Raw genomic sequence first — 18,042 nt, forward strand, 5'->3', positions numbered from 1 at the left:
CTGCACATGAACACCTTCCGCTTTTCCAACCGGCGTGCGGCCCTGGCCGCGATGACGATCACCCTGGCTGCGCCGCTGGCGTCCCTGGCCCAGGGCAGCAACTTCCCCGAGCGGCCGGTGCGGCTGGTCGTGGGTTCCGCGGCCGGCACCGGGCCGGACGTGCTGGCGCGGCTGTTCGCGCAGCAGCTGTCGCAGCAGCTGGGCGGCGCCAGCGTGGTGGTCGAGAACAAGACCGGCGCCGCAGGGCTGCTGGCCGCGCAGGAAGTCGCCCGGGCCACGCCCGACGGCCACACGCTGCTGATGGCGCAGGCGGGCGTGCTGAGCATCGCGCCGCACACCTACGACAAGCTGCCCTACGACCCGGCGCGCGACTTCGTGCCGGTGAGCCTGATCGCCGATTCCGAATTCGTGCTGCTGGTCAACCCGCAGAAGGTGCCGGCCCGCACGCCCGCCGATTTCGTGAAGTGGGCCCAGCAGCAGGACCGGGTGTTCTTCGGCACCTTCGGCGCCGGCACCGTGGGCCACTTCGGCGCCTACATCCTGGCCGACGCCTTCAAGGTGCGGCCCGACGTGGTGCACTACCGCAATACCTCCGATGCGCTCGGCGGCCTCTACAACGGCGACGTGGTGGGCGAGTTCGCCAGCATCGGCCTGGCCGCGCCGCAGGTGAAGAGCGGCAAGCTCGTGGCCCTGGGCAGCAGCGGCCGCGAGCGCTCCAGGAGCCTGCCCGACGTGCCCACCTTCAGGGAAGCGGGCTACCCGGACATCACCTTCGGTGCCTGGACCGGGCTGGTGGCGCCGGCCAGGACGCCCGCGGCCATCGTGTCGCGCCTGGAGCAGGCGGCGCAGAAGGCGACCAAGGCCGCCGAGGACAGGATCGAGCAGGCCGGCTTCCTGCCGATCGGCTCCACGGCTGAATCCTTCGCCCGCACCATCCGCGCCGACACCGAAATGTGGGGCAAGGCCGCGCGCGCCACCGGCTTCAAGGCCGACGCCCGGTAGATGGCCCGCCTCGACATGCCACGCCCGAACATCGTCTTCATCGTGGCCGACGACCTCGGCTACGCGGACCTCGGCTGCTACGGCGGGCGGCCTGCGTCCTTCGGCGCGGTGTCGCCGGTGATCGACGGGCTGGCGCGTGGCGGTATCCGCTTCACGCAGGGCTACGCGAACTCCCCCGTCTGTTCGCCCACGCGCTTCGCCTTGGCCACCGGGCGCTACCAGTACCGGCTGCGCGGCGCGGCCGACGAACCGATCAGCGCGAAACTTGGCCGCGGCAGCGCGGTGCTGGGCTTGCCGCCCTCGCACCCGACCGTGCCTTCGCTGCTGAAGCAAGCCGGCTACCGCACGGCCCTCGTCGGCAAGTGGCACCTGGGCTTCCCACCGCACTTCGGGCCGCTGCGCAGCGGCTATGACGAGTTCTTCGGCCCCATCTCCGGCGGCGTGGACTACTTCTCCCATGGCACCACCGGCGGCGCCCACGACCTGTGGGACGGCGAGGTCGAGTGCTTCGAGGACGGCTACCTCACCGACCTGCTGTCGCGCCGGGCGGTGGACTTCATCGACCGCTCCGCCCGCGCCCGGCAACCGTTCTTCCTCAGCCTGCACTACACCGCGCCGCACTGGCCCTGGGAGACGCGCGAGGACCGGCACGTCTCGGCGTCGACCGGTGGAAACATCTATCACCTCGACGGCGGCAACGTCGAGACCTACCGGCGCATGATCCACCACATGGACGAAGGCATCGGCTGGGTCATGGAGGCTCTGCGCAGGCAGGGCCTGGACCGCGACACGCTGGTGGTCTTCACCAGCGACAACGGCGGCGAGCGTTTCTCCGACAACTGGCCCTTGGTGGGTGGCAAGATGGACCTCACCGAAGGCGGCATCCGCGTGCCCTGGGTCGCGCATTGGCCGGCCGTCATCCAGCCGGGGCGCGTGTCGCCGCAGGCCTGCCTGAGCATGGACTGGTCGGCCACCGTGGTTCATGCCGCCGGCTGCCAGGCTCATCCCGACTATCCGTTCGACGGGGTCTCGCTGCTGCCGCACCTGCGTGGCGAAGCCCAGCCCTTCGTGCGCCCGATGTACTGGCGGATGAACCACCGATCGCAGCGCGCGCTTCGGCACGGCCCCTGGAAATACCTGCGCATCGAGGAACGCGAATACCTGTTCAACCTCGAGCAGGACGAGCGCGAGCGCGCCAACCGCGCCCGCGCCGAACCCGGGCGGCTCGCAGCCATGCGCGCCGACTGGGAAGCCTGGAGCCGCCAGATGCCCGGCATCCCGCCGGACGCGTTCGTCGGCATCACCCACACCCTGGACGACATGCCATGACCAGCCCGGACACCCCCGACCCGCGTTCGCTCGACGACATCGTCGCCATCGACATGCACGTGCATGCCAACCGCTCCTCGCGCCTGGCGCCGGACCCGGTGGCCGAGGCCTTCGACGCGGCGATGTTCGAGTACTTCAAGCAGAAGATGCCCAAGCCGACCATCGCCGAGACGGCGGCTCACTACCGCGATCGCAACATGCTGGCGGTGATCTTCACGGTGGACACCGAGCGGGGGAACGGCCAGTTCCGCATCAGCAACGAGGAAGTGGCCGAAGAGGCCGCGCAGCACCCGGACGTGCTGATCCCCTTCGCCAGCATCGATCCCCTGCGCGGCAAGATGGGCGCGCGCGAGGCCCGCCGCCTGATCCAGGATTTCGGCGTGCGCGGCTTCAAGTTCCATCCCTCGCTGCAAGGCTTCTTTCCCAACGACCGCGCCTGCTACGACCTGTACGAGGTGATCGCCGAAGCCCGCCTGCCCGCCATCTTCCACAGCGGGCAGACCGGCGTGGGCGCGGGCATGGCCGGCGGCGGCGGCGTGCGCCTGAAGTACTCCGACCCCATGCACCTGGACGACGTGGCGGTGGACTTCCCCTACCTGCCCATCGTCATCGCGCACCCCTCCTTCCCCTGGCAGGAAAACGCGCTGGCAGTGGCCACGCACAAGCCCAACGTGTACATCGACCTGTCGGGCTGGTCGCCCAAGTACTTCCCGGAGATCCTGGTGCGCTACATCAACGGGCTGCTCAAGCACAAGATGCTGTTCGGCTCCGACTGGCCGGTGATCACGCCCGACCGCTGGCTGGCCGACTTCGACCAGCTGCCCATCAAGCCCGAGGTCCGGCAGATGGTGCTGAAGACCAACGCCGAAAAGCTGCTGGGGCTGGACCGGCACCCGGTGTTCGGCCGTTACCAGCGGCTGCAGCCGCCCAGCGTGGGCGATTGCTGCTGAGGCAGCCAGGATCGCGCGCTGGCCGCGTGCGCCAAGGGGTTGTCCGCGCGGCGGCTACCATTGCCGGTCGCCCCCGCAGCCGATCCGAGAGCCCTTGCATGCAGGCCCTGCCGACCATCCGCATCGACCGTGCCATTCCCCTGCCCTCACTGCAGCACAGCGAGGTCATCGCCGCGCTGATCGACGGCGTCGGCCAGGAACGGTTCGCTCACGAAGCACTGCGGCAGCTCAATCGCCTGCTGCCCGCGGGCTCGTTCTCGGCCTATGTGCTGTCGCGGCGGGCCGCTCCCGAACTCATCGCATCGGCGTCGCTGGATCGGCCCGATCGCACACGGGAGGTGTGGACCTACTACCAGGCGCGGCTGTACCGGCAGGATTCCAGCTTCGATGCGGCCTGGGCCTGCCCCGCGCCGCAGCTGACCCACTGCACCAAGTCCGCCTTCGTGCCCGAGCACCAGATGGAGATCTACGAACGCTCCCGCTCGCGCGAGCGGCTGTCGCTGACGATGCCGGTCGAAACCGACCAGCTGCTCGCCATCAACTTCTATCGGCACGTGGACCAGCCGGGCTTCACGCCGCACGACACCGATGTCGCTGCCGCCATCGCCATGCCGCTGATCGCCTGCGTGCGCCAGCACCTGCGCTGGGGCCAGCGCAGGCGGCCGCTGCCCCTGCGCGAGCGCCTGCGCCACAGCTGTGGCCGCCTCACCGAACGCGAGCTGGACGTGCTGGAGCAGATCTCGGCCGGGGCCACCTACGAGGACATGGCCCGGGCCTTGGGCGTGTCGGCCACCACGGCAAAAACGTATCGCGAGCGCGCGTTCATCAAGCTCGGCATCGAGCGCCGCAGCGAGCTGGGCACGCTGCTGCTCGGGCAAGCGTGATCAACGACAACGCACGCCAGCGGCCCCCCCGGGTCTCAGGGCACGGGCGGGTGATGACCGCCAGCGCGGCGTCGGGCCGCGCCCGTGGCCCTGAGGTACGCTCACCGGCCACGGCTTTCGGGCAGAACCTTGACACGAGACCTCATGCAACCACGGCGGATCGGGCTGGATGTCCAGCGCCGTTGACCCCTCGAGGGCGGCGCCCGATGTGGGCACCGCGGTGCTGCTGCTGTCCTTCGCCTCCTTCTTCAGCAGCGCGGGGCTGCGCATCAGCGACGGGCTGATTCCGCGCATCGCCGCCGACTTCTCGCTCAGCACGGGCACGGCCGGCCAGGTGGTGCTGACCTTCGCGCTGGCCTATGGCGTGTCGCAGCTGGTCTTCGGGCCGCTGGGCGACCACTACGGCAAGCCGCGGCTGATCCGCCTGTCGTTGGCCGGCTGCGCGCTGGCCTCGTTGGCGTGCGCCTTCGCACCGGGCTTCGACGCGCTGCTGGCCCTGCGCGTGTTGTGGGGGCTGGCGGCTGCGGGCATCGTGCCGCTGGCCATGGCCTGGATCGGCGACACCGTGCCCTACGAACGGCGCCAGGCCACGCTGGCTCGGCTGTCGCTGGGAACGATGTCGGGCATGCTGGCCGGCCAGCTGGCCGGTGGCCTCTTCGCCGACAGCGCACCCGGCTGGCGCGGCGCCTTCCTGAGCCTGTGCGTCGGCTACGGCGCCATCGCGGTGCTGCTGGCCTCGCGCAGCGGCACCATGCCCGCGGGCACGCCCCCGGCCTCCGGCGGGGCACCGGCCACGGGCCTGGCGCTGTCGCCGCGACGGCAGCTGGGTTCGGTGCTGCGAGAGCCCTGGGCGCGCCGGGTGCTGCTGACCGTGGGCGGCGAAGGCGTGCTGCTGCTCGGTCCCATGGCCTTCCTGCCAGCCTACGTCCACGCCCGCTTCCAGGTGCCGGTGAGTGTCGCCAGTGCGCTGGTGGCCTTCTTCGCGGTGGGCGGCATCGCCTACGCGGTCTTCGCGCGGCGCATCGTTCGCGAGGTCGGCGAGGTCCGCATGCTGGGGGTGGGCGGCGCACTGGTCGGCGCGGGCTTCGTCGGGCTGTACCTGGCGCCGCAGGCCTGGCTGGTCGCACCGGTCGTGCTGCTGCTGGGGTTCGGCACCTCGCTGTTCCACAGCACCTTGCAGACCCATGCCACCCAGATGGCGCCCGCGGCGCGAGGCAGCTCGCTCGCGCTGTTCTCGTTCAGCCTGTTCTTCGGCCAGGCCCTCGGGGTCAGCTGGGCCGGCCAGGCACTGGACCGCCTGGGGCCGGCGCTGATGTTGCTGCTGCCCGCCGCCACGCTGCCGTGGCTGGCGTGGAGCATGTCGCGGGCGCTGCGGCAGCGCGGCGCATGAGATGAAGGCCGTGGCGCCCACGCCGCCCGAGCCGCGTGCTCAAGGCTCGCCGATGAACAGCCAGTGCACGAGCAGCGCCGCCGTCTCTTCAGAGAGGCGCTCGTGCGCGGCGACGTGGGTGAACAAGCCACCGTGGTGCATGCGATCGATCGCCGGCCAGCGTGGACCCACGCGGTCGCCGCCAGAAAAGTACAGGCCGCAGGAAACCTGGACCAGCGCGCTGGGACGCCCCGGACGCTCACCCGGGCGGTAGCCCTTGGCAGGCGCCAGGCCCGGGGCGCGCCGGCGGCGTGATGCCACGCTCGCGGGCACGCTGGGTCATGAGCGAATGGTGGCGATCCATCGCAGCGGCGCATTCCGGCTGGGCTCTCACGCGCTGCATCTCGGCCATGTGGGCGCGGCGCTCTTCATCGCTCATCATCACCCAACCCGGCGTCACCCCGGGGCCCGCCCGCATGCCGGCTCCCGGGCTGCCGGCACCCATGCCCGGTCCCATGCCCGGGCCCATGCCCGGCCCCATGCCCGGGCCCATGCCCGGGCCCATGCCAGCCCCTGCTCGGGGCATGGCACCTGGCCCTGCCGCAGCGGGCCCCGGGCCCTGCTGAGCGCAGGCCGCCATGCCGAGCAGTGCGACCAGGCAAGCGGTCATTCGGGCCGAGCGTCGTGAAACGTGATTCATGTGCACCTCGCCTCTCCATGAGCAGCGCAATCTGCGCCACCTCAATCTACGACTCGGCTCCTTGGCCCGACTTGATCTCGCGCAAGCCGCCTGCGCCGCGGCAGGTCTCGTGGGGCACATCGTTCCTGTGATCGTTCCTGCAGCTGGTGGCGAGAAGCAGCCGTAGCCGCGGCTGATCAGGCTTCGCCGTGCCGCTGCACGCGGGCCTGGATGCGGTCGCGCAGGCGCAGCCGCCCGGCGTCGGCCAGCATGAGGCCGGCCCAGCGATAGACGTTGTGCTCCTGCACGGTGGTGCGCAGGCTGGCCATGCGTTCGCGCTGCTCGGGTTCGGGCATGAGCAGCGCGCGGTGCATGGCGTCGGCCGTTTCCTCGACGTGGTACGGATTGACGATCAACGCCTCGCGCAGTTCGCGGGCCGCGCCGGCGAAGCGGCTCAGGATCAGCACGCCGCGCTCGTCGTCGCGGGCGGCCACGAACTCCTTGCACACCAGGTTCATGCCATCGTGCAGGCTGGTGACGGCGCAGAAGTCCGACGCGCGGAACAACTCGTTCACCGCCTCGTGCTCGTGGTGGGTCGCCAGCAGCATGACCGGCTCATAACCCGGCTGCCCGAAACGACGGTTGATCCGCTGCGTCACCCGCTGGATGCGGTCCTGGAAGGACTGGTACTCCTCCAGGTCGCTGCGCGTGGGGGCCGCGACCTGCACGAAGACGAAGCGGCCGCGCCACTCGGGGTATTTCTCGAGCAGGCGCTCGACGGCATGGAAGCGCTCCAGGATGCCCTTGGTGTAGTCGAAGCGGTCCACCCCCACCCCCAGGCGCGTCTGCGGCGGCAGCTGCAGCCGCTGCAGGACGGCTTCGCGGCACTGCGGCACGGGGGCCCAGCTGGCGACGGTCTGCGGGGTCGGCCACTCGATGGAGATCGGGTAGCTCTCGATCAGCGACTCGGCGCCGCCGTAGGTGATGGTGGCGTGTTCCGGCTCGATGCGCGCCTCGAGCAGGCGGTCCACCGTCTCCATGAAGTTCTTGCAGTGGAACCGCGTGTGGAAGCCCAGGATCGTGCTGCCCAACATGCCCTGCAGGATCTCGCGGCGCCACGGGCAGATGCTGAACGACTCGGGGTTGGGCCAGGGGATGTGCCAGAACGTGAGGATGGTGGCCCGCGGCAGGCGCGCGCGAATCATCGCGGGCAGCAGCGCGAAGTGGTAGTCCTGCACCAGCACCACGGGGTCTTCCCCCCTCGCTTCCTGCACCACCGCGTCGGCGAAGCGCTGGTTCACCGCCTGGTACTGCAGCCAATCGGATTCGCGGAATACCGGCCGCACGTGGGCCACGTGGCACAAGGGCCAGAGCCCCTCGTTGGCGAAGCCGTAGTAGTAGCCGCGCTCCTCTTCCTCGGTGAGCCAGATGCGCCGCAGCTGGTAGTCGGGGTGGCCGGGCGGCACGGCCACGCGGTCCTGGGCGTCGACGTTCTCGCGGTCGGCCGTGCCGCCGCCATGTGCGATCCAGGTGCCCGAGCAGGCGCGCATGACCGGCTCCACGGCCGTCACGAGGCCGCTGGCCGGCCTGCGCACGGTGATGCCGGTGGGCGTGCGGTCGTGGATGTAGGGCTCGCGGTTCGAGACGACGATCACCTGGTCGCCGCGCAGCTGCGTCTGCAGCAGATGGCGCAGCCGCTCGGGGCTCCAGGATGTTTCCATGCCCTGCGCGCGGCGGAACTCGTCTTCCAGGTCCCGCAGCCGCTCGCGCAGGTCCTGCGCCAACGGCTCCAGCTCGGGTGCGGTGTTCCCGTCACCGGGGGGCAGCAGCAGGCCTTCCCCTCGCAACAGCGACCGTGCCCCTTTCATCCAGCCGCGCCAGCTCAGTTGCGCGACGACCATCGTGATCAGCGCCACCAGCAGCCCGAGTGCGGCCATGAAGGCCAGCAGGTAGCGCCGCGTGGTCTGGGTGCGCACGTCGGCGAAGCTCACGTCGTGCATCAGCGCGACGGAGACACGCTGCCCGTTCTCCAGCGTGATCTCGTGCAGGCCGAGGTGCACCGGCCCGCCGGCGACGATGGTGCGGGGGTCTTCCCTGCGCGCGATCTCCTCCACCTCCCGGCAGCTGAGTTCGGCGGGGAACCCGGGGCTGCGGCGCAGCGGGTTGCGGTCCTGCCCGCACACGGCCATCGCCACCAGGCGCTCGTCCTTCGTGGCCCGTTCGAACAAGGCCTGCAGCCGCGCGGGGCGGCGCTCGCTCAGCGCGTCACCCACGGTATCGGTCAAGGCACTGGCGATGGCCGCGCCCCGCACGTTGAGGTCGCGGGTGAACCAGCGCATGGTGAGCCGATCGAGCAGGTCCGAGCCCAGATAGGCCGCGCCGGCGATGGCGATGAACAGCGGAAGGAGGAAGCGGAGCTGGAGTCGGAGAGTCTTCATTCAGGTGCAGGCATCCCCTGCACGGGTCGCGCAGGGGGCGAGCGATTATGCAAAACCCTCCTCGCACGCCGCCCCGCAGGCCCCTGCTGGTGCCGGAATGTGACTGCCGTCCCTTGTCGTCGTGCGCGTGATCGAGGAGCGTTGAACATGGGGTTACAGCGCCCCTTCCGGTTGGCTCTACAGTAGTCCCATGGTTGTCAACAGGAAGAACCCCAGCCACGCGCCGCGCTCCTTCTCGAATCCGCTTCTGTGCCTCGCTCCGCTCGCGCTGCTGTTGGGCGGCACGGTATCGGCGCAGACCGCCGCGGAGTGCAGCGCCCTCGCCAGCGACGCCAGACTGGCCTGCTATGACCGGCTGTTCCCGCCGACGTACGTCGGGCCCACGGGCCAAGCCGAGTTGACGGTGCCGCCCCGGCCCGACCCGGGCGAGTTGCCTGCGCCGGGCCGCGCGTCGGCGGTGTTCCAGAACACCTGGGAACTGGCTTCCTCGGCCAAGCGCGGCACCTTCGCCTTGCGCACCTACCGGCCCAACTACGCGCTGGCCGGCACCTGGACCAGCGACATCAACGAGTCGCCCTCCAGCCCCACCCGCGCGCCCTTGGCCGACGCGCGCGAGCTGAAGGCCGTGGAGGCCAAGTTCCAGGTGTCGCTGCGCGCCAAGGTGGTGGAGGGGCTGGTGTTTCCCAATGCCGACCTGTGGTTCGCCTACACCCAACGCTCGATGTGGCAGGTGTGGAACCCGCGAGAGTCCTCGCCCTTCCGCAGCACCGACTACCAGCCCGAAGCGATCTACGTGCTGCCGGTGACCGGCCGCCTGGGCCGGCTGCCCGGGGACGTGAAGTGGGAGATGGTGCAGCTGGGCGTGGCGCACCAGTCCAATGGCCAGAGCGAGCCGTACTCGCGCAGCTGGAACCGGGCCTACGCATCTACCTCGTTCACCCGCGGCGACTTCGGGCTGACGGCCACCTTCGACCGGCGCTTCCGCGAGGACCTGGGCGACGACGACAACCCGGACCTCACCCGCCACATCGGCAACACCGAACTGCGCGGCACCTGGGTGCCCGGCGTGGCCGCCACCTCGCTCACCTGGCGCACGCATCCCAAGGCGCTGGACAAGGGCTCGCTGCAACTCGACTGGAGCTATCCCATCGACCGGAAGCATCCACAGGGACTGCGCTGGTTCGTGCAGGTGTTCTCCGGTTACGGCGAAACCCTGCTGGACTACAACCACCACCAGAACCGCATCGGGTTCGGGCTGACCTTGTTCCGGCTATGAGGACGATCGCCCGGTAGATGGCGGGGGTGCCCGACCGCCCCACCGGGACACGCGTCACGGCAGCTGCGGGTTGGCTCCGCCGTGGGCCGCCGCACCCTGCATCACCCCGGGCCGCCCTGTCGGAAGGGAGGCGGCATCTCCAGCAGCGGCGCATCGGCCTGATCCTTGAGGGCACCGGCGGGCTTGCCGAGCAGCTGCTCGGCGATCCGGGTGGCGAACGTGGCGGAACCTGGCCGCCCGCCGCACGCGCATGCATGCGCCTTGATACCTGTCCGGTCCGTTCCACGCGTCTCATCCGCGGCGGTCACGTGATCCCGCGTACACCGCGGCGATCACCGCGCCGAACACCACATGGCTGAGGACGGAGACCCAGTTCTGCGCCTGGGTGAACCACGGGAACGCCATCGGGGCGATCAGGTGGAAGTTCGCCAGGTACACCACCAGGCCGAACACGGCGCCGGTCACCAGTGCGGCACCCTTGCCCATCCTGTGCACGATGGCGCCGAGGATCAGCCCGTAGACGACGGATAGGACCAGGTGGATCACCATCGCTGTCATCACGATGGGCGCACTGAAGCTTGCCGGCGGTGGCAGCACCTCCTTGCCCATCACCAGCGCGGCGATCATGCGGGGCGGCCCCCAGGGGCTCTGCCCCAAGGCGAGCCAGACCAGCAGCATCTCCATCATCAGGAAGACGATGCCGGCGGCGATGCCGGCCCAGGCGGCGGCGCCCCAGCGGATGCCGCCCCGGTAGTCGGGCCCGCGGTGTCCGCCGGGAGCGGTTTCGATGGTGTCGTGCGGCGATGCCATGGCGGCCTCCTTGAAGTCGATGGATTCACTGCCAGCATGGGGGATGTGGGGTCGGCCGGCGCGCCTGCTGAGATGCGTTGGTACCCATACGAGACGCCAGATCAACATCCCGTGCCCGCGCGCCTCTCGATCGTCGCTCGCGTCGGCACCGCGACATCACGCCAAAGAGCGCTCCCCGCGCGTAGCATGGTGCATGGACATGCTGTCCCGACTCCTGAGCCGCTTCGCGATCAGCGCGGGCGTCTTCTATACCGGCCGCATCTGCGGCGTGCACCCCTTCGCGTCCGATGCGCATCGGGGCCATCTGCACCTCATCCAGAGCGGTCCGGTCGACCTGGTCGACGACCACGGCCACAGCCGGCGAATCGACGCGCCCAGCCTGATCTTCATGCCGAGGCCGGAGCGGCACAGCCTCATCGCGGATGAGTCCGGTGGCGCCAAGGTGCTGTGCGCCACCGTGCAGTTCGGCGGCGGGGACAACCGCAACCCCATCAGCGAGTCACTTCCCGCCGTCGTGCTGGTTCCACTCGCCGAGCTGGAGGGCTCTTCCGCGGTGCTGGAACTCGTGGCGGCCGAGGCGTTCCACGACCAGCCAGGCGCCAACGCCGCCGTCGACCGCCTGTGCGAGGTGCTCATCATCAAGCTGCTTCGGCATTGCCTGCGGGCCGGCATCACCCATGGCGGCATGCTCGCCGGCCTGTCGGACCCGCGGCTTTCGAAAGCGCTGGCGGCGGTCCACGGTGACCCGATGCAGGCCTGGACGCTGGTGGCGCTGGCGCGGGAAGCCGGCATGTCACGGGCCCGTTTTGCCGCGCACTTCCACCAGGTGATCGGCGTCACACCGGCCGACTATCTGGCGAGCTGGCGGATTTCGATCGCCCAGAAACTGCTGCGTGGCGGGCGCCCGATCAAGCAGGTGTGCGGGGAGTCGGGCTACGGCAGCAGCAGTGCGCTGACGCGCGCATTCATTCGCAAGGTGGGCGTGCCGCCCACCGAATGGCTGCGCAAGCTGGAGGCCGACCAGCCGCCGGTGCAGGACGAACGACCTGCGGAACCGACCCGCCACTGATCCCGATGACCATGGACACACCTCCGGCTGCGCGCCCCCGCGTCCTGATGTTTCTGCTCACGCTCGCGCAGCGGCGGTGCGCAAGCTTCGCCCCTGGGTGCGACCCAGGATTCCATCCAGATGGAGGCATCGGCCATGACCCAGCGGTTTGACGTCGTCATCATCGGCACCGGCACCGCCGCCACGGTGGCCGCGGGCAGGCTGAGTTCCGCGGGCCGCAGCGTGGCGGTCGTGGACTGGCGCCCCTACGGCGGCACCTGCGTGCTGCGGGGTTGCGACCCGAAGAAGATGCTCCTGGCCGGAGCCGCTGCGGTGGACCATGTGCGCCGGATGCACGGCCACGGCGTCACGGGCGACAGCCGCCTCGCGTGGGCGGAGCTGATGCGCTTCAAGCGCGGTTTCACCGACCCTGTGCCTGCGGCGCGCGAAAAGCGCTTCGCCGATCAAGGTGTCGCCCGCTTCCACGGGCGCGCGCGCTTCACCGGCCCGGACACCCTGGACATCGCAGGCGAGACGGTGCAGGCGCAACACGTGGTCATCGCCGTGGGCGCCGAGCCGGTGCGACTGGGGCTGCCTGGCGAGGAGCACCTGGTGGACAACGAAGGCTTCCTGGGGCTGGCGGCCCTGCCGGCTCGCGTGGTGCTGGTGGGTGGCGGCTACGTGGCCGCCGAGTTCTCGCAGGTGGCGTCGCGCGCGGGTGCGGAGGTCACGATCCTGCAGCACGGCGAGCGCATGCTCAAAGGCTTCGACGCCGACCTGGTCGGCTGGTTGATGAAAAGCTTCGACGATGCGGGCATCGACGTGCGGCTGCGCAGCACGGTGCAGGCGATCGACAAGCAGGGCGACTCGTACAAGGTGCACGCCACGCGCGACGGACAAGCCTTCGCCATCGATGCGGACCTGGTGGTCCATGCCGCCGGAAGGGCACCCGCACTCGAAGGCCTCGACCTGGCGGCCGCCCACGTCGCGACCGAGCGCGGACGGCTCCGGCTGAACGAGTACCTCCAGAGCACCAGCAACCCTGCCGTCTATGCCGCGGGGGACGCTGCGCAGGTCGGTCCGCCGCTGACGCCGGTCTCCAGCCATGACGCCAAGGTGGTGGCCGCCAACCTGCTGGAGGGCAACCACCGCAAGCCCGACTACCGCGGCGTGCCGAGCGTCGCCTTCACCCTGCCGCCCATCGCGCGCGTGGGCCTGGGGGAGCAACAAGCGCGGGACCAGGGCTTGCGTTTCGAGCTGCACACGCAGGAAGCCTCGGACTGGTTCACGGCGCGCCAGGCGTCCCAGCCGGTGTATGGGCACAAGGTGCTGGTGGAACACGGCACCGACCGCATCCTGGGCGCCCACCTGGCGGGCCCGCATGCGGACGAGGTCATCAACCTCTTCGCCCTGGCGATCCGCCACGGCCTCACGGCGCAAGACCTGAAGGACACGATGTTCGCCTACCCGACGGGCGCCTCCGACGTGGGATACATGCTCTGAACAAGAGGCGCCCATGCGAGACAAGCTGCTGCAGAACACCCGTGCCGTCGTCACCGGCGCGAGCTCCGGCATCGGTGCGGGCATCGCCCGGGCGCTGGCCGACGCCGGGGCCTCGGTGATCGTGAACTATCGGTCGCGCAAGGAGGCCGCCCACCGGGGCGCCGCCGACATCCGCCGGCAGGGCGGCCATGCCGTGGCCGTGCAGGCGGACATCACCCGGCCGGACGACTGCGCTCGCCTGTTCGAGGCGGCACGGGAGGAATTCGGTGGCATCGACCTGCTGGTGGCGAATGCCGGCATCCAGCAGGATGCTTCCGTTGCCGACATGACGCTGGACGACTGGAGGAAGGTCATCGATGTCAACCTCACCGGCCAGTTCATCTGCGCGCAGGAGGCCGTGCGTTGCTTTCGCCGGCAGGGGCCGGACCCCGCCCGCTCGCCGGCGCTCGGCAAGATCATCTTCACCAGCTCGGTGCACCAGGCGATCCCGTGGGCGGGACACGCCAACTACGCCGCCTCCAAGGGTGGACTGAAGCTGCTGATGGAGAGCATGGCGCAGGAGCTTGCCGCCGAAAAGATCCGCGTCAACGCCGTCGCGCCCGGCGCCATCCGGACGGCGATCAACGAGCAGGCCTGGAACTCGCCGGAGGCCGAACGCAAGCTCCTGGAGCTGATCCCTTATGGCCGCGTCGGCGATCCCCAGGACATCGGCCGTGCCGTCGTGTGGCTGGCATCGGACGAGTCCGACTACGTCGTCGGCACCACCCTGTTCGTCGATGGCGGCATGTTGCTGTACCCCGCGTTCCGCGAAGGCGGGTAGACGCGCCGGGCGCGATCCCGCTACGGTGCGGTGATCCGCAACCAGTCACCGCCCGCGAGCTCGACGCACACCGTCTCGTCCAGCCCCAGCACGCGCTCCACCTTTCCCGGCAGCGGCAGCGCCGGCGCCGCAGGTCGCCACGCGCCACGGGCCCAGCCATGGAACAGCAGCCGGGAGAAGGCCTGGTCCGGGACCACGACCACGGGGCCGTCCGGCCTGGCCAGCAGCGCCGACAGCCGTTGCTCGGGCGATCCGAAGCGGTGGTTGGACACGCCCTCGGTGCGTCCCAGCACCTCCAGGCGCGGCGGCGCGTAGCGGTAGAGGGTGAGCACGCCACCGATGTGTGGCGTGGTGACGCTGGCCAGCTCGAGCCGCCCGTCGCCATCGAAGTCGGCTGCGCCGATGGGATTGAGCCAACGCATGGAACCGACCGGATCGCTGCGCGCGCGCTCCACCCAAGCGGCCGCGTGCCCGCTTCGCTCGATGCCATACGCCACCAGCGAGGCGCCTCGTCCCGCCCGTGATTCCACGACCACGACCTCGTCCCGTCCGTCGCCGTCGAGGTCCACCAGGCGGGGAATGCGGTCTTCGAAGACGCGATCCTGCGGCAGCACCAGATTCACCACCTCCCGCGTCCCCCGCACGGTGGCGTGCAGGCTGGCCGCATGGATGTCGTTGCCGAGCGCGGCATGGCTGTACCGGCTGTCGGGCCCGGCGAGCCAGGCGATACGGATGTCGTGCTCCCCGATGGCCGGCACGGTGTCGGGCAGCGGCACGGGCTGCACCGCATCGGCGGGGGCGCTGGGTACCGAGGCCGCGGCCGTGCAAACCTCTCGAGCCATCTGGCCCCGGGTGACCTCCAACGCAGGGGCGGACCGCGCGGTAGCCGCCAGCAGCATGCCCACCAGGGCAGGCATGAGGAAACGGGAACACGTCAGGCGCATGCCGGCAGCATGCATCCCATGCGCGCGCCCTCCCGCCATGCCGGCCTTGGCATGGATGCGCCAACGGCCATGTCGCCGGACTACCCCGGTCACCGAGACATGGCGGCTGGTCTCTGCCGCAGTGCCTCGGAGTTCGGGCTCCAGTAACCCGCGGCGCCGGACGGCGGATGCCAACCGGAATCGAGTGCCGTCAACAGCTCCTGCCGCACCTCGGTGCGGGTACGGTGCGCCTCCTGCCGAGCGTCGTGGTCACGGTAGGCCTGCGCGCGGGCGAAAACCTCAGGAGGCTGTGCTTGTCCCCTCGGGAGTGGCACGCCGCGCTCCAGCGCCATCCGGAGCTCATTGCGGACCGACTCGCGCGTGCGGCCGCTGTCCGCGACGTCGAAGTGGCCCGGGTAGTTGATCGCTTCGCCCGAAGGCGGCCTCCAGCCGCTTTCGAGTGCCGTGATCAACTCAGACCGAACCTCTGCCCGGGTCTTGCCACCGTCTGCCGCGGTAGCCGTTGCCGCGGCCGCGCACGCCATCGATATGACAAGAATGCCAATCGGTTTCGAAGTCATGATGCGTTCCCTTCATGTGATGGGGCCGTCAAAGGGCTCGGGACGGCGACGCCCCTTCCCGCCGTCTCCAAGAGATAGACGACGGGCAAGGACCGAAAGTTACGCGACCGGCGGCGGGCTTGTAACGGGATCGCGCAGCCACTCGAACAGCCGGCCTCCCGCTGCGTGAGCGACGCGCCGGCGCCGCGCGTGGCGTGTACACAGGCCTGCACGTCACTTCCTCGAGGTCCGCCCGAAAGCGTTGGGAACGCAGGCCGCTCGTGCGCATGCCTGAGACTGAGACGGAAGGCAAACCGAACGAGACGCCGGGCGCGGTGGCCGGCGCGGTCGGTACGCGCAAGGGCCCTGGGCGGCCGGTTCAGGCCGGCCCTCCGCGACCCATGCCTGATGCTGTTCCCATGGCCTGCCCGGAGGGAATCGAACCCCCGACCCACGGCTTAGAAGGCCGTTGCTCTATCCGACTGAGCTACGGGCAGACGCGAGGCGGGATTCTCTCACTTCGCGCCCCCGCCCTTTCCTTCAACCGCCGTGCCGGAAGCGCGTCGCGGCGGGCGCCCGTCCCGACAGCGCGACGTCCAGCGCCTCGGCCAGTTCGCCGATGCGGTAAGGCTTGTCCAGGATGCGCATCGAATTCGAACTGGCCTGGCCGGACATCTCGTGGATATAGCCAGTCGTGAGCAGGACCGGCAGGTCCGGGTGTTGCTCGCGCACGCGCTCGGCCAATTCGATGCCGTTGATGCCGCCGGGCATCATCACGTCGGAGAACAGCAGGTCGATGGTCGCTCCTTGCTCCAGCAGGCGCAGCGCCTCCTCGCCGCTGCGGGCCACCAGCGGCCGGTATCCGAGTTCACGCAGGTATTGCTCGGCAATGTGGCGCACGTCCTCGTTGTCCTCCACCAGCAGCACGGTGCTGGCCGCGCGACCGGGCAGGTCGTCGCGGTCACCGGCGGCGGCGGCGGCGGCGGGCACATCAAGCGCCAGCGGGAACAGCAGGGTGACGGTGGTGCCCTGGCCCGGCTCGCTGGTGATCAGCAACTGCCCCTGTGACTGCTGCACGAAGCCGTGGACCATGGCCAACCCCAGCCCCGTGCCGAAACCCTTGGTGGTGAAGAAGGGCTCGACGGCCTGGTTCAGCACCTGCGGGGCCATGCCCTGCCCCTCGTCCTTCACGCACAGTTGCACGTAGCTGCCGGGTGGCAGGCCGCTGGCCTTGACGCGGTCACGGTCGCTGAGGACGGCGGTGGAAACGGTGACGCGGCCACCGTCCGGCATCGCATCGCGCGCATTGATCAGGATGTTCAGCAGCGCCATTTCCAGGTGCACGGGGTCGAGCACGCAGGCGGGCAGCCCCGGCTGCACGTCCAGGCGCAGGTCGACCTTTCCGCCCAGCGTGCGCACCAGCAGGTCGCTGAATTCGACGATGAGGGTGTTGAGGTTGACCCGGCGCGGATCGAGCCGCTGCTTGCGGGCGAACGCCAGCAGCTGCTGGGTGAGCTTGGCGCCCTTCTTCACCGCCTGGCCAGCCTTCGCGATCACCTCGACCAGCTTGCCGTTGTCGCCGGCCATGCGCGTGGCCAGCTCCAGGTTGCCGGCGATGACCTGCAGCAGGTTGTTGAAGTCATGGGCCATGCCGGCGGTGAGCTGGCCCACGGCTTCCATCTTCTGGGCTTGCAGCAGCGACTGCTCGGAGATGCGCCGCTGGGTGATGTCCATCTGTGATGAAAACCAGTACAGCAGGCGCCCGTCGGCATCGAAGACGGGCCCGATGAACAGCGCGTTCCAGAACTCGCTGCCGTCGGCCTTGTAGTTGAGGATGTCCACCGCCACGGCGCGCTGCTCGACCAGGGCGTTGCGCAGCTCGGCACGGACCGCCGGGTCGGTCTGCGGGCCCTGCAGCATGCGGCAGTTGCGCCCCAGCAATTGGCGTTCGGTGTAGCCGGTCAGGTCGAGGAAGGACCGGTTGACGAAGACGATGGGGTTGTCGGGTTGGCGCGGATCGGTGACGACCATGGGCATGCGCGTCATCTCGATGGCCGCGAAGAAGACGTTGCCGCGCTCGTCGAGCCCGGGGCGCGTGACGAAGCTGGTCTGCCAATGTTGCCGGGCCGCGCTGCCGGATGGGTTGTAGCTGTTGCCTTCCAGCTGGCCGGCCGCCGGTACGCCCGCGGACTGGCCTGCGCCTTCGCGATCGAGCGCGCTGGGCGACACCTCATCAGGCCTGGTTCCCTCGGTCATGGTGGCTTCAAGGTCTTGATCGAACGAGGCACGACTGTGCGGCAGGGATCGCAGGCAACTCGTCCGCCGCAAGCCGAAGCGGCCGTCGGCCGCCGACCCATCCATGCATCGGGCAAGGCGCTGCCCGGGCGCCTGCCACCGCCTTGCCCCGCGGCCGTCATGGCGGGCCTGCGCAGCAGTTACAAAGGCGGCGCC

General features: G+C 70.0%; 17 protein-coding genes and 1 tRNA gene. 9 read left to right on the top strand and 9 right to left on the bottom strand.

The features are described 5' to 3' along the window. Positions 1–6: 6 nt before the first annotated feature. The 5 genes from JI739_RS02110 to JI739_RS02130 all read left to right on the top strand — a co-directional run bounded on the left by JI739_RS02110 (position 7) and on the right by JI739_RS02130 (position 5,555). Positions 7–1,002, top strand: coding sequence for a Bug family tripartite tricarboxylate transporter substrate binding protein (locus JI739_RS02110; RefSeq protein WP_201682184.1), 996 nt, complete (start codon positions 7–9; stop codon positions 1,000–1,002). Between the two features lie 15 nt (positions 1,003–1,017). Beyond that, positions 1,018–2,331: a sulfatase family protein gene (locus tag JI739_RS02115; RefSeq protein WP_201682185.1), complete on the top strand. Its 1,314-nt coding sequence runs from the start codon at positions 1,018–1,020 to the stop codon at positions 2,329–2,331. Next, positions 2,328–3,281, top strand: coding sequence for an amidohydrolase family protein (locus tag JI739_RS02120; RefSeq protein ID WP_290428766.1), 954 nt, complete (start codon positions 2,328–2,330; stop codon positions 3,279–3,281). Before JI739_RS02115 ends, JI739_RS02120 begins: the two co-directional genes overlap by 4 nt. 98 nt (positions 3,282–3,379) lie before the next feature. Beyond that, a complete protein-coding gene (locus JI739_RS02125; RefSeq protein ID WP_201682186.1) occupies positions 3,380–4,165 on the top strand; it encodes a helix-turn-helix transcriptional regulator in 786 nt (261 codons plus the stop codon). A 169-nt stretch (positions 4,166–4,334) separates the two neighbouring features. Beyond that, on the top strand, positions 4,335–5,555 hold the full coding sequence (locus JI739_RS02130) for an MFS transporter (protein ID WP_201682187.1): 1,221 nt from the start codon (positions 4,335–4,337) through the stop codon (positions 5,553–5,555). Between the two features lie 39 nt (positions 5,556–5,594). On the opposite strand, the gene JI739_RS24685 is transcribed toward JI739_RS02130, so the two are convergent. The 3 genes from JI739_RS24685 to JI739_RS02140 all read right to left on the bottom strand — a co-directional run bounded on the left by JI739_RS24685 (position 5,595) and on the right by JI739_RS02140 (position 8,651). Further along, a complete protein-coding gene (locus JI739_RS24685; protein ID WP_255520157.1) occupies positions 5,595–5,726 on the bottom strand; it encodes a hypothetical protein in 132 nt (43 codons plus the stop codon). A 67-nt stretch (positions 5,727–5,793) separates the two neighbouring features. Then, complete coding sequence (locus tag JI739_RS02135) at positions 5,794–6,099, bottom strand: hypothetical protein (protein ID WP_201682188.1); 306 nt, start codon at positions 6,097–6,099, stop codon at positions 5,794–5,796. A 311-nt stretch (positions 6,100–6,410) separates the two neighbouring features. Further along, positions 6,411–8,651 (bottom strand): alpha,alpha-trehalose-phosphate synthase (UDP-forming), encoded by a 2,241-nt coding sequence (locus JI739_RS02140; RefSeq protein ID WP_201682189.1) that lies wholly within the window; start codon positions 8,649–8,651, stop codon positions 6,411–6,413. Positions 8,652–8,841: 190 nt separating this feature from the next. Between JI739_RS02140 and JI739_RS02145 the strand changes: the two genes are divergently transcribed. Further along, a complete protein-coding gene (locus JI739_RS02145) occupies positions 8,842–9,927 on the top strand; it encodes a phospholipase A (RefSeq protein ID WP_201682190.1) in 1,086 nt (361 codons plus the stop codon). Positions 9,928–10,028: 101 nt separating this feature from the next. Here JI739_RS02145 and JI739_RS02150 read toward each other — a convergent pair whose 3' ends face one another. Together JI739_RS02150 and JI739_RS02155 are read right to left on the bottom strand one after the other, a co-directional pair. After that, positions 10,029–10,235 carry a hypothetical protein gene (locus JI739_RS02150; RefSeq protein WP_201682191.1) on the bottom strand — a complete coding sequence of 69 codons (207 nt, stop codon included), beginning with the start codon at positions 10,233–10,235 and terminating at the stop codon, positions 10,029–10,031. After that, positions 10,219–10,737 carry a hypothetical protein gene (locus JI739_RS02155; protein WP_201682192.1) on the bottom strand — a complete coding sequence of 173 codons (519 nt, stop codon included), beginning with the start codon at positions 10,735–10,737 and terminating at the stop codon, positions 10,219–10,221. Before JI739_RS02155 ends, JI739_RS02150 begins: the two co-directional genes overlap by 17 nt. Before the next feature lie 193 nt (positions 10,738–10,930). Between JI739_RS02155 and JI739_RS02160 the strand changes: the two genes are divergently transcribed. The 3 genes from JI739_RS02160 (at position 10,931) to JI739_RS02170 (ending at position 14,108) form a co-directional block, all read left to right on the top strand. Then, positions 10,931–11,806, top strand: a complete 876-nt coding sequence (locus JI739_RS02160) for an AraC family transcriptional regulator (protein ID WP_201682193.1) — start codon at positions 10,931–10,933, stop codon at positions 11,804–11,806. A 135-nt stretch (positions 11,807–11,941) separates the two neighbouring features. Then, on the top strand, positions 11,942–13,288 hold the full coding sequence (locus JI739_RS02165) for a dihydrolipoyl dehydrogenase family protein (RefSeq protein WP_201682194.1): 1,347 nt from the start codon (positions 11,942–11,944) through the stop codon (positions 13,286–13,288). Between the two features lie 13 nt (positions 13,289–13,301). Then, the gene (locus tag JI739_RS02170; RefSeq protein WP_201682195.1) at positions 13,302–14,108 is read left to right on the top strand and encodes an SDR family oxidoreductase; all 807 of its coding nucleotides are present in this window, start codon (positions 13,302–13,304) and stop codon (positions 14,106–14,108) included. Positions 14,109–14,128: 20 nt separating this feature from the next. On the opposite strand, the gene JI739_RS02175 is transcribed toward JI739_RS02170, so the two are convergent. The 4 genes from JI739_RS02175 to JI739_RS02190 all read right to left on the bottom strand — a co-directional run bounded on the left by JI739_RS02175 (position 14,129) and on the right by JI739_RS02190 (position 17,847). After that, on the bottom strand, positions 14,129–15,025 hold the full coding sequence (locus JI739_RS02175; RefSeq protein WP_201682196.1) for an FG-GAP-like repeat-containing protein: 897 nt from the start codon (positions 15,023–15,025) through the stop codon (positions 14,129–14,131). A gap of 116 nt (positions 15,026–15,141) precedes the next feature. Further along, positions 15,142–15,612, bottom strand: coding sequence for a DUF4148 domain-containing protein (locus tag JI739_RS02180; RefSeq protein WP_201682197.1), 471 nt, complete (start codon positions 15,610–15,612; stop codon positions 15,142–15,144). Positions 15,613–16,011: 399 nt separating this feature from the next. After that, positions 16,012–16,088 (bottom strand) — tRNA-Arg (locus JI739_RS02185). A gap of 43 nt (positions 16,089–16,131) precedes the next feature. Then, entirely contained in the window at positions 16,132–17,847 is a 1,716-nt protein-coding gene (locus JI739_RS02190; RefSeq protein ID WP_201682198.1) for an ATP-binding protein, read from the bottom strand. Between the last annotated feature and the right edge of the window lie 195 nt (positions 17,848–18,042).

Source organism: Ramlibacter aurantiacus, assembly GCF_016722895.1.
Lineage (GTDB): Bacteria > Pseudomonadota > Gammaproteobacteria > Burkholderiales > Burkholderiaceae_C > Ramlibacter > Ramlibacter aurantiacus.

Coding starts and splice junctions, on each gene's coding strand:
- JI739_RS02165 (WP_201682194.1), top strand. CDS start 11,942: ATGACCCAGCGGTTTGACGTCGTCATCATCGGCACCGGCACCGCCGCC.
- JI739_RS02155 (WP_201682192.1), bottom strand. CDS start 10,737: ATGGCATCGCCGCACGACACCATCGAAACCGCTCCCGGCGGACACCGC.
- JI739_RS02130 (WP_201682187.1), top strand. CDS start 4,335: ATGTCCAGCGCCGTTGACCCCTCGAGGGCGGCGCCCGATGTGGGCACC.
- JI739_RS02190 (WP_201682198.1), bottom strand. CDS start 17,847: ATGACCGAGGGAACCAGGCCTGATGAGGTGTCGCCCAGCGCGCTCGAT.
- JI739_RS02170 (WP_201682195.1), top strand. CDS start 13,302: ATGCGAGACAAGCTGCTGCAGAACACCCGTGCCGTCGTCACCGGCGCG.
- JI739_RS02110 (WP_201682184.1), top strand. CDS start 7: ATGAACACCTTCCGCTTTTCCAACCGGCGTGCGGCCCTGGCCGCGATG.
- JI739_RS02160 (WP_201682193.1), top strand. CDS start 10,931: ATGGACATGCTGTCCCGACTCCTGAGCCGCTTCGCGATCAGCGCGGGC.
- JI739_RS02175 (WP_201682196.1), bottom strand. CDS start 15,025: ATGCCTGCCCTGGTGGGCATGCTGCTGGCGGCTACCGCGCGGTCCGCC.
- JI739_RS02135 (WP_201682188.1), bottom strand. CDS start 6,099: ATGGGCCCGGGCATGGGCCCGGGCATGGGGCCGGGCATGGGCCCGGGC.
- JI739_RS02120 (WP_290428766.1), top strand. CDS start 2,328: ATGACCAGCCCGGACACCCCCGACCCGCGTTCGCTCGACGACATCGTC.
- JI739_RS02180 (WP_201682197.1), bottom strand. CDS start 15,612: ATGACTTCGAAACCGATTGGCATTCTTGTCATATCGATGGCGTGCGCG.
- JI739_RS02115 (WP_201682185.1), top strand. CDS start 1,018: ATGCCACGCCCGAACATCGTCTTCATCGTGGCCGACGACCTCGGCTAC.
- JI739_RS02125 (WP_201682186.1), top strand. CDS start 3,380: ATGCAGGCCCTGCCGACCATCCGCATCGACCGTGCCATTCCCCTGCCC.
- JI739_RS02145 (WP_201682190.1), top strand. CDS start 8,842: ATGGTTGTCAACAGGAAGAACCCCAGCCACGCGCCGCGCTCCTTCTCG.
- JI739_RS02140 (WP_201682189.1), bottom strand. CDS start 8,651: ATGAAGACTCTCCGACTCCAGCTCCGCTTCCTCCTTCCGCTGTTCATC.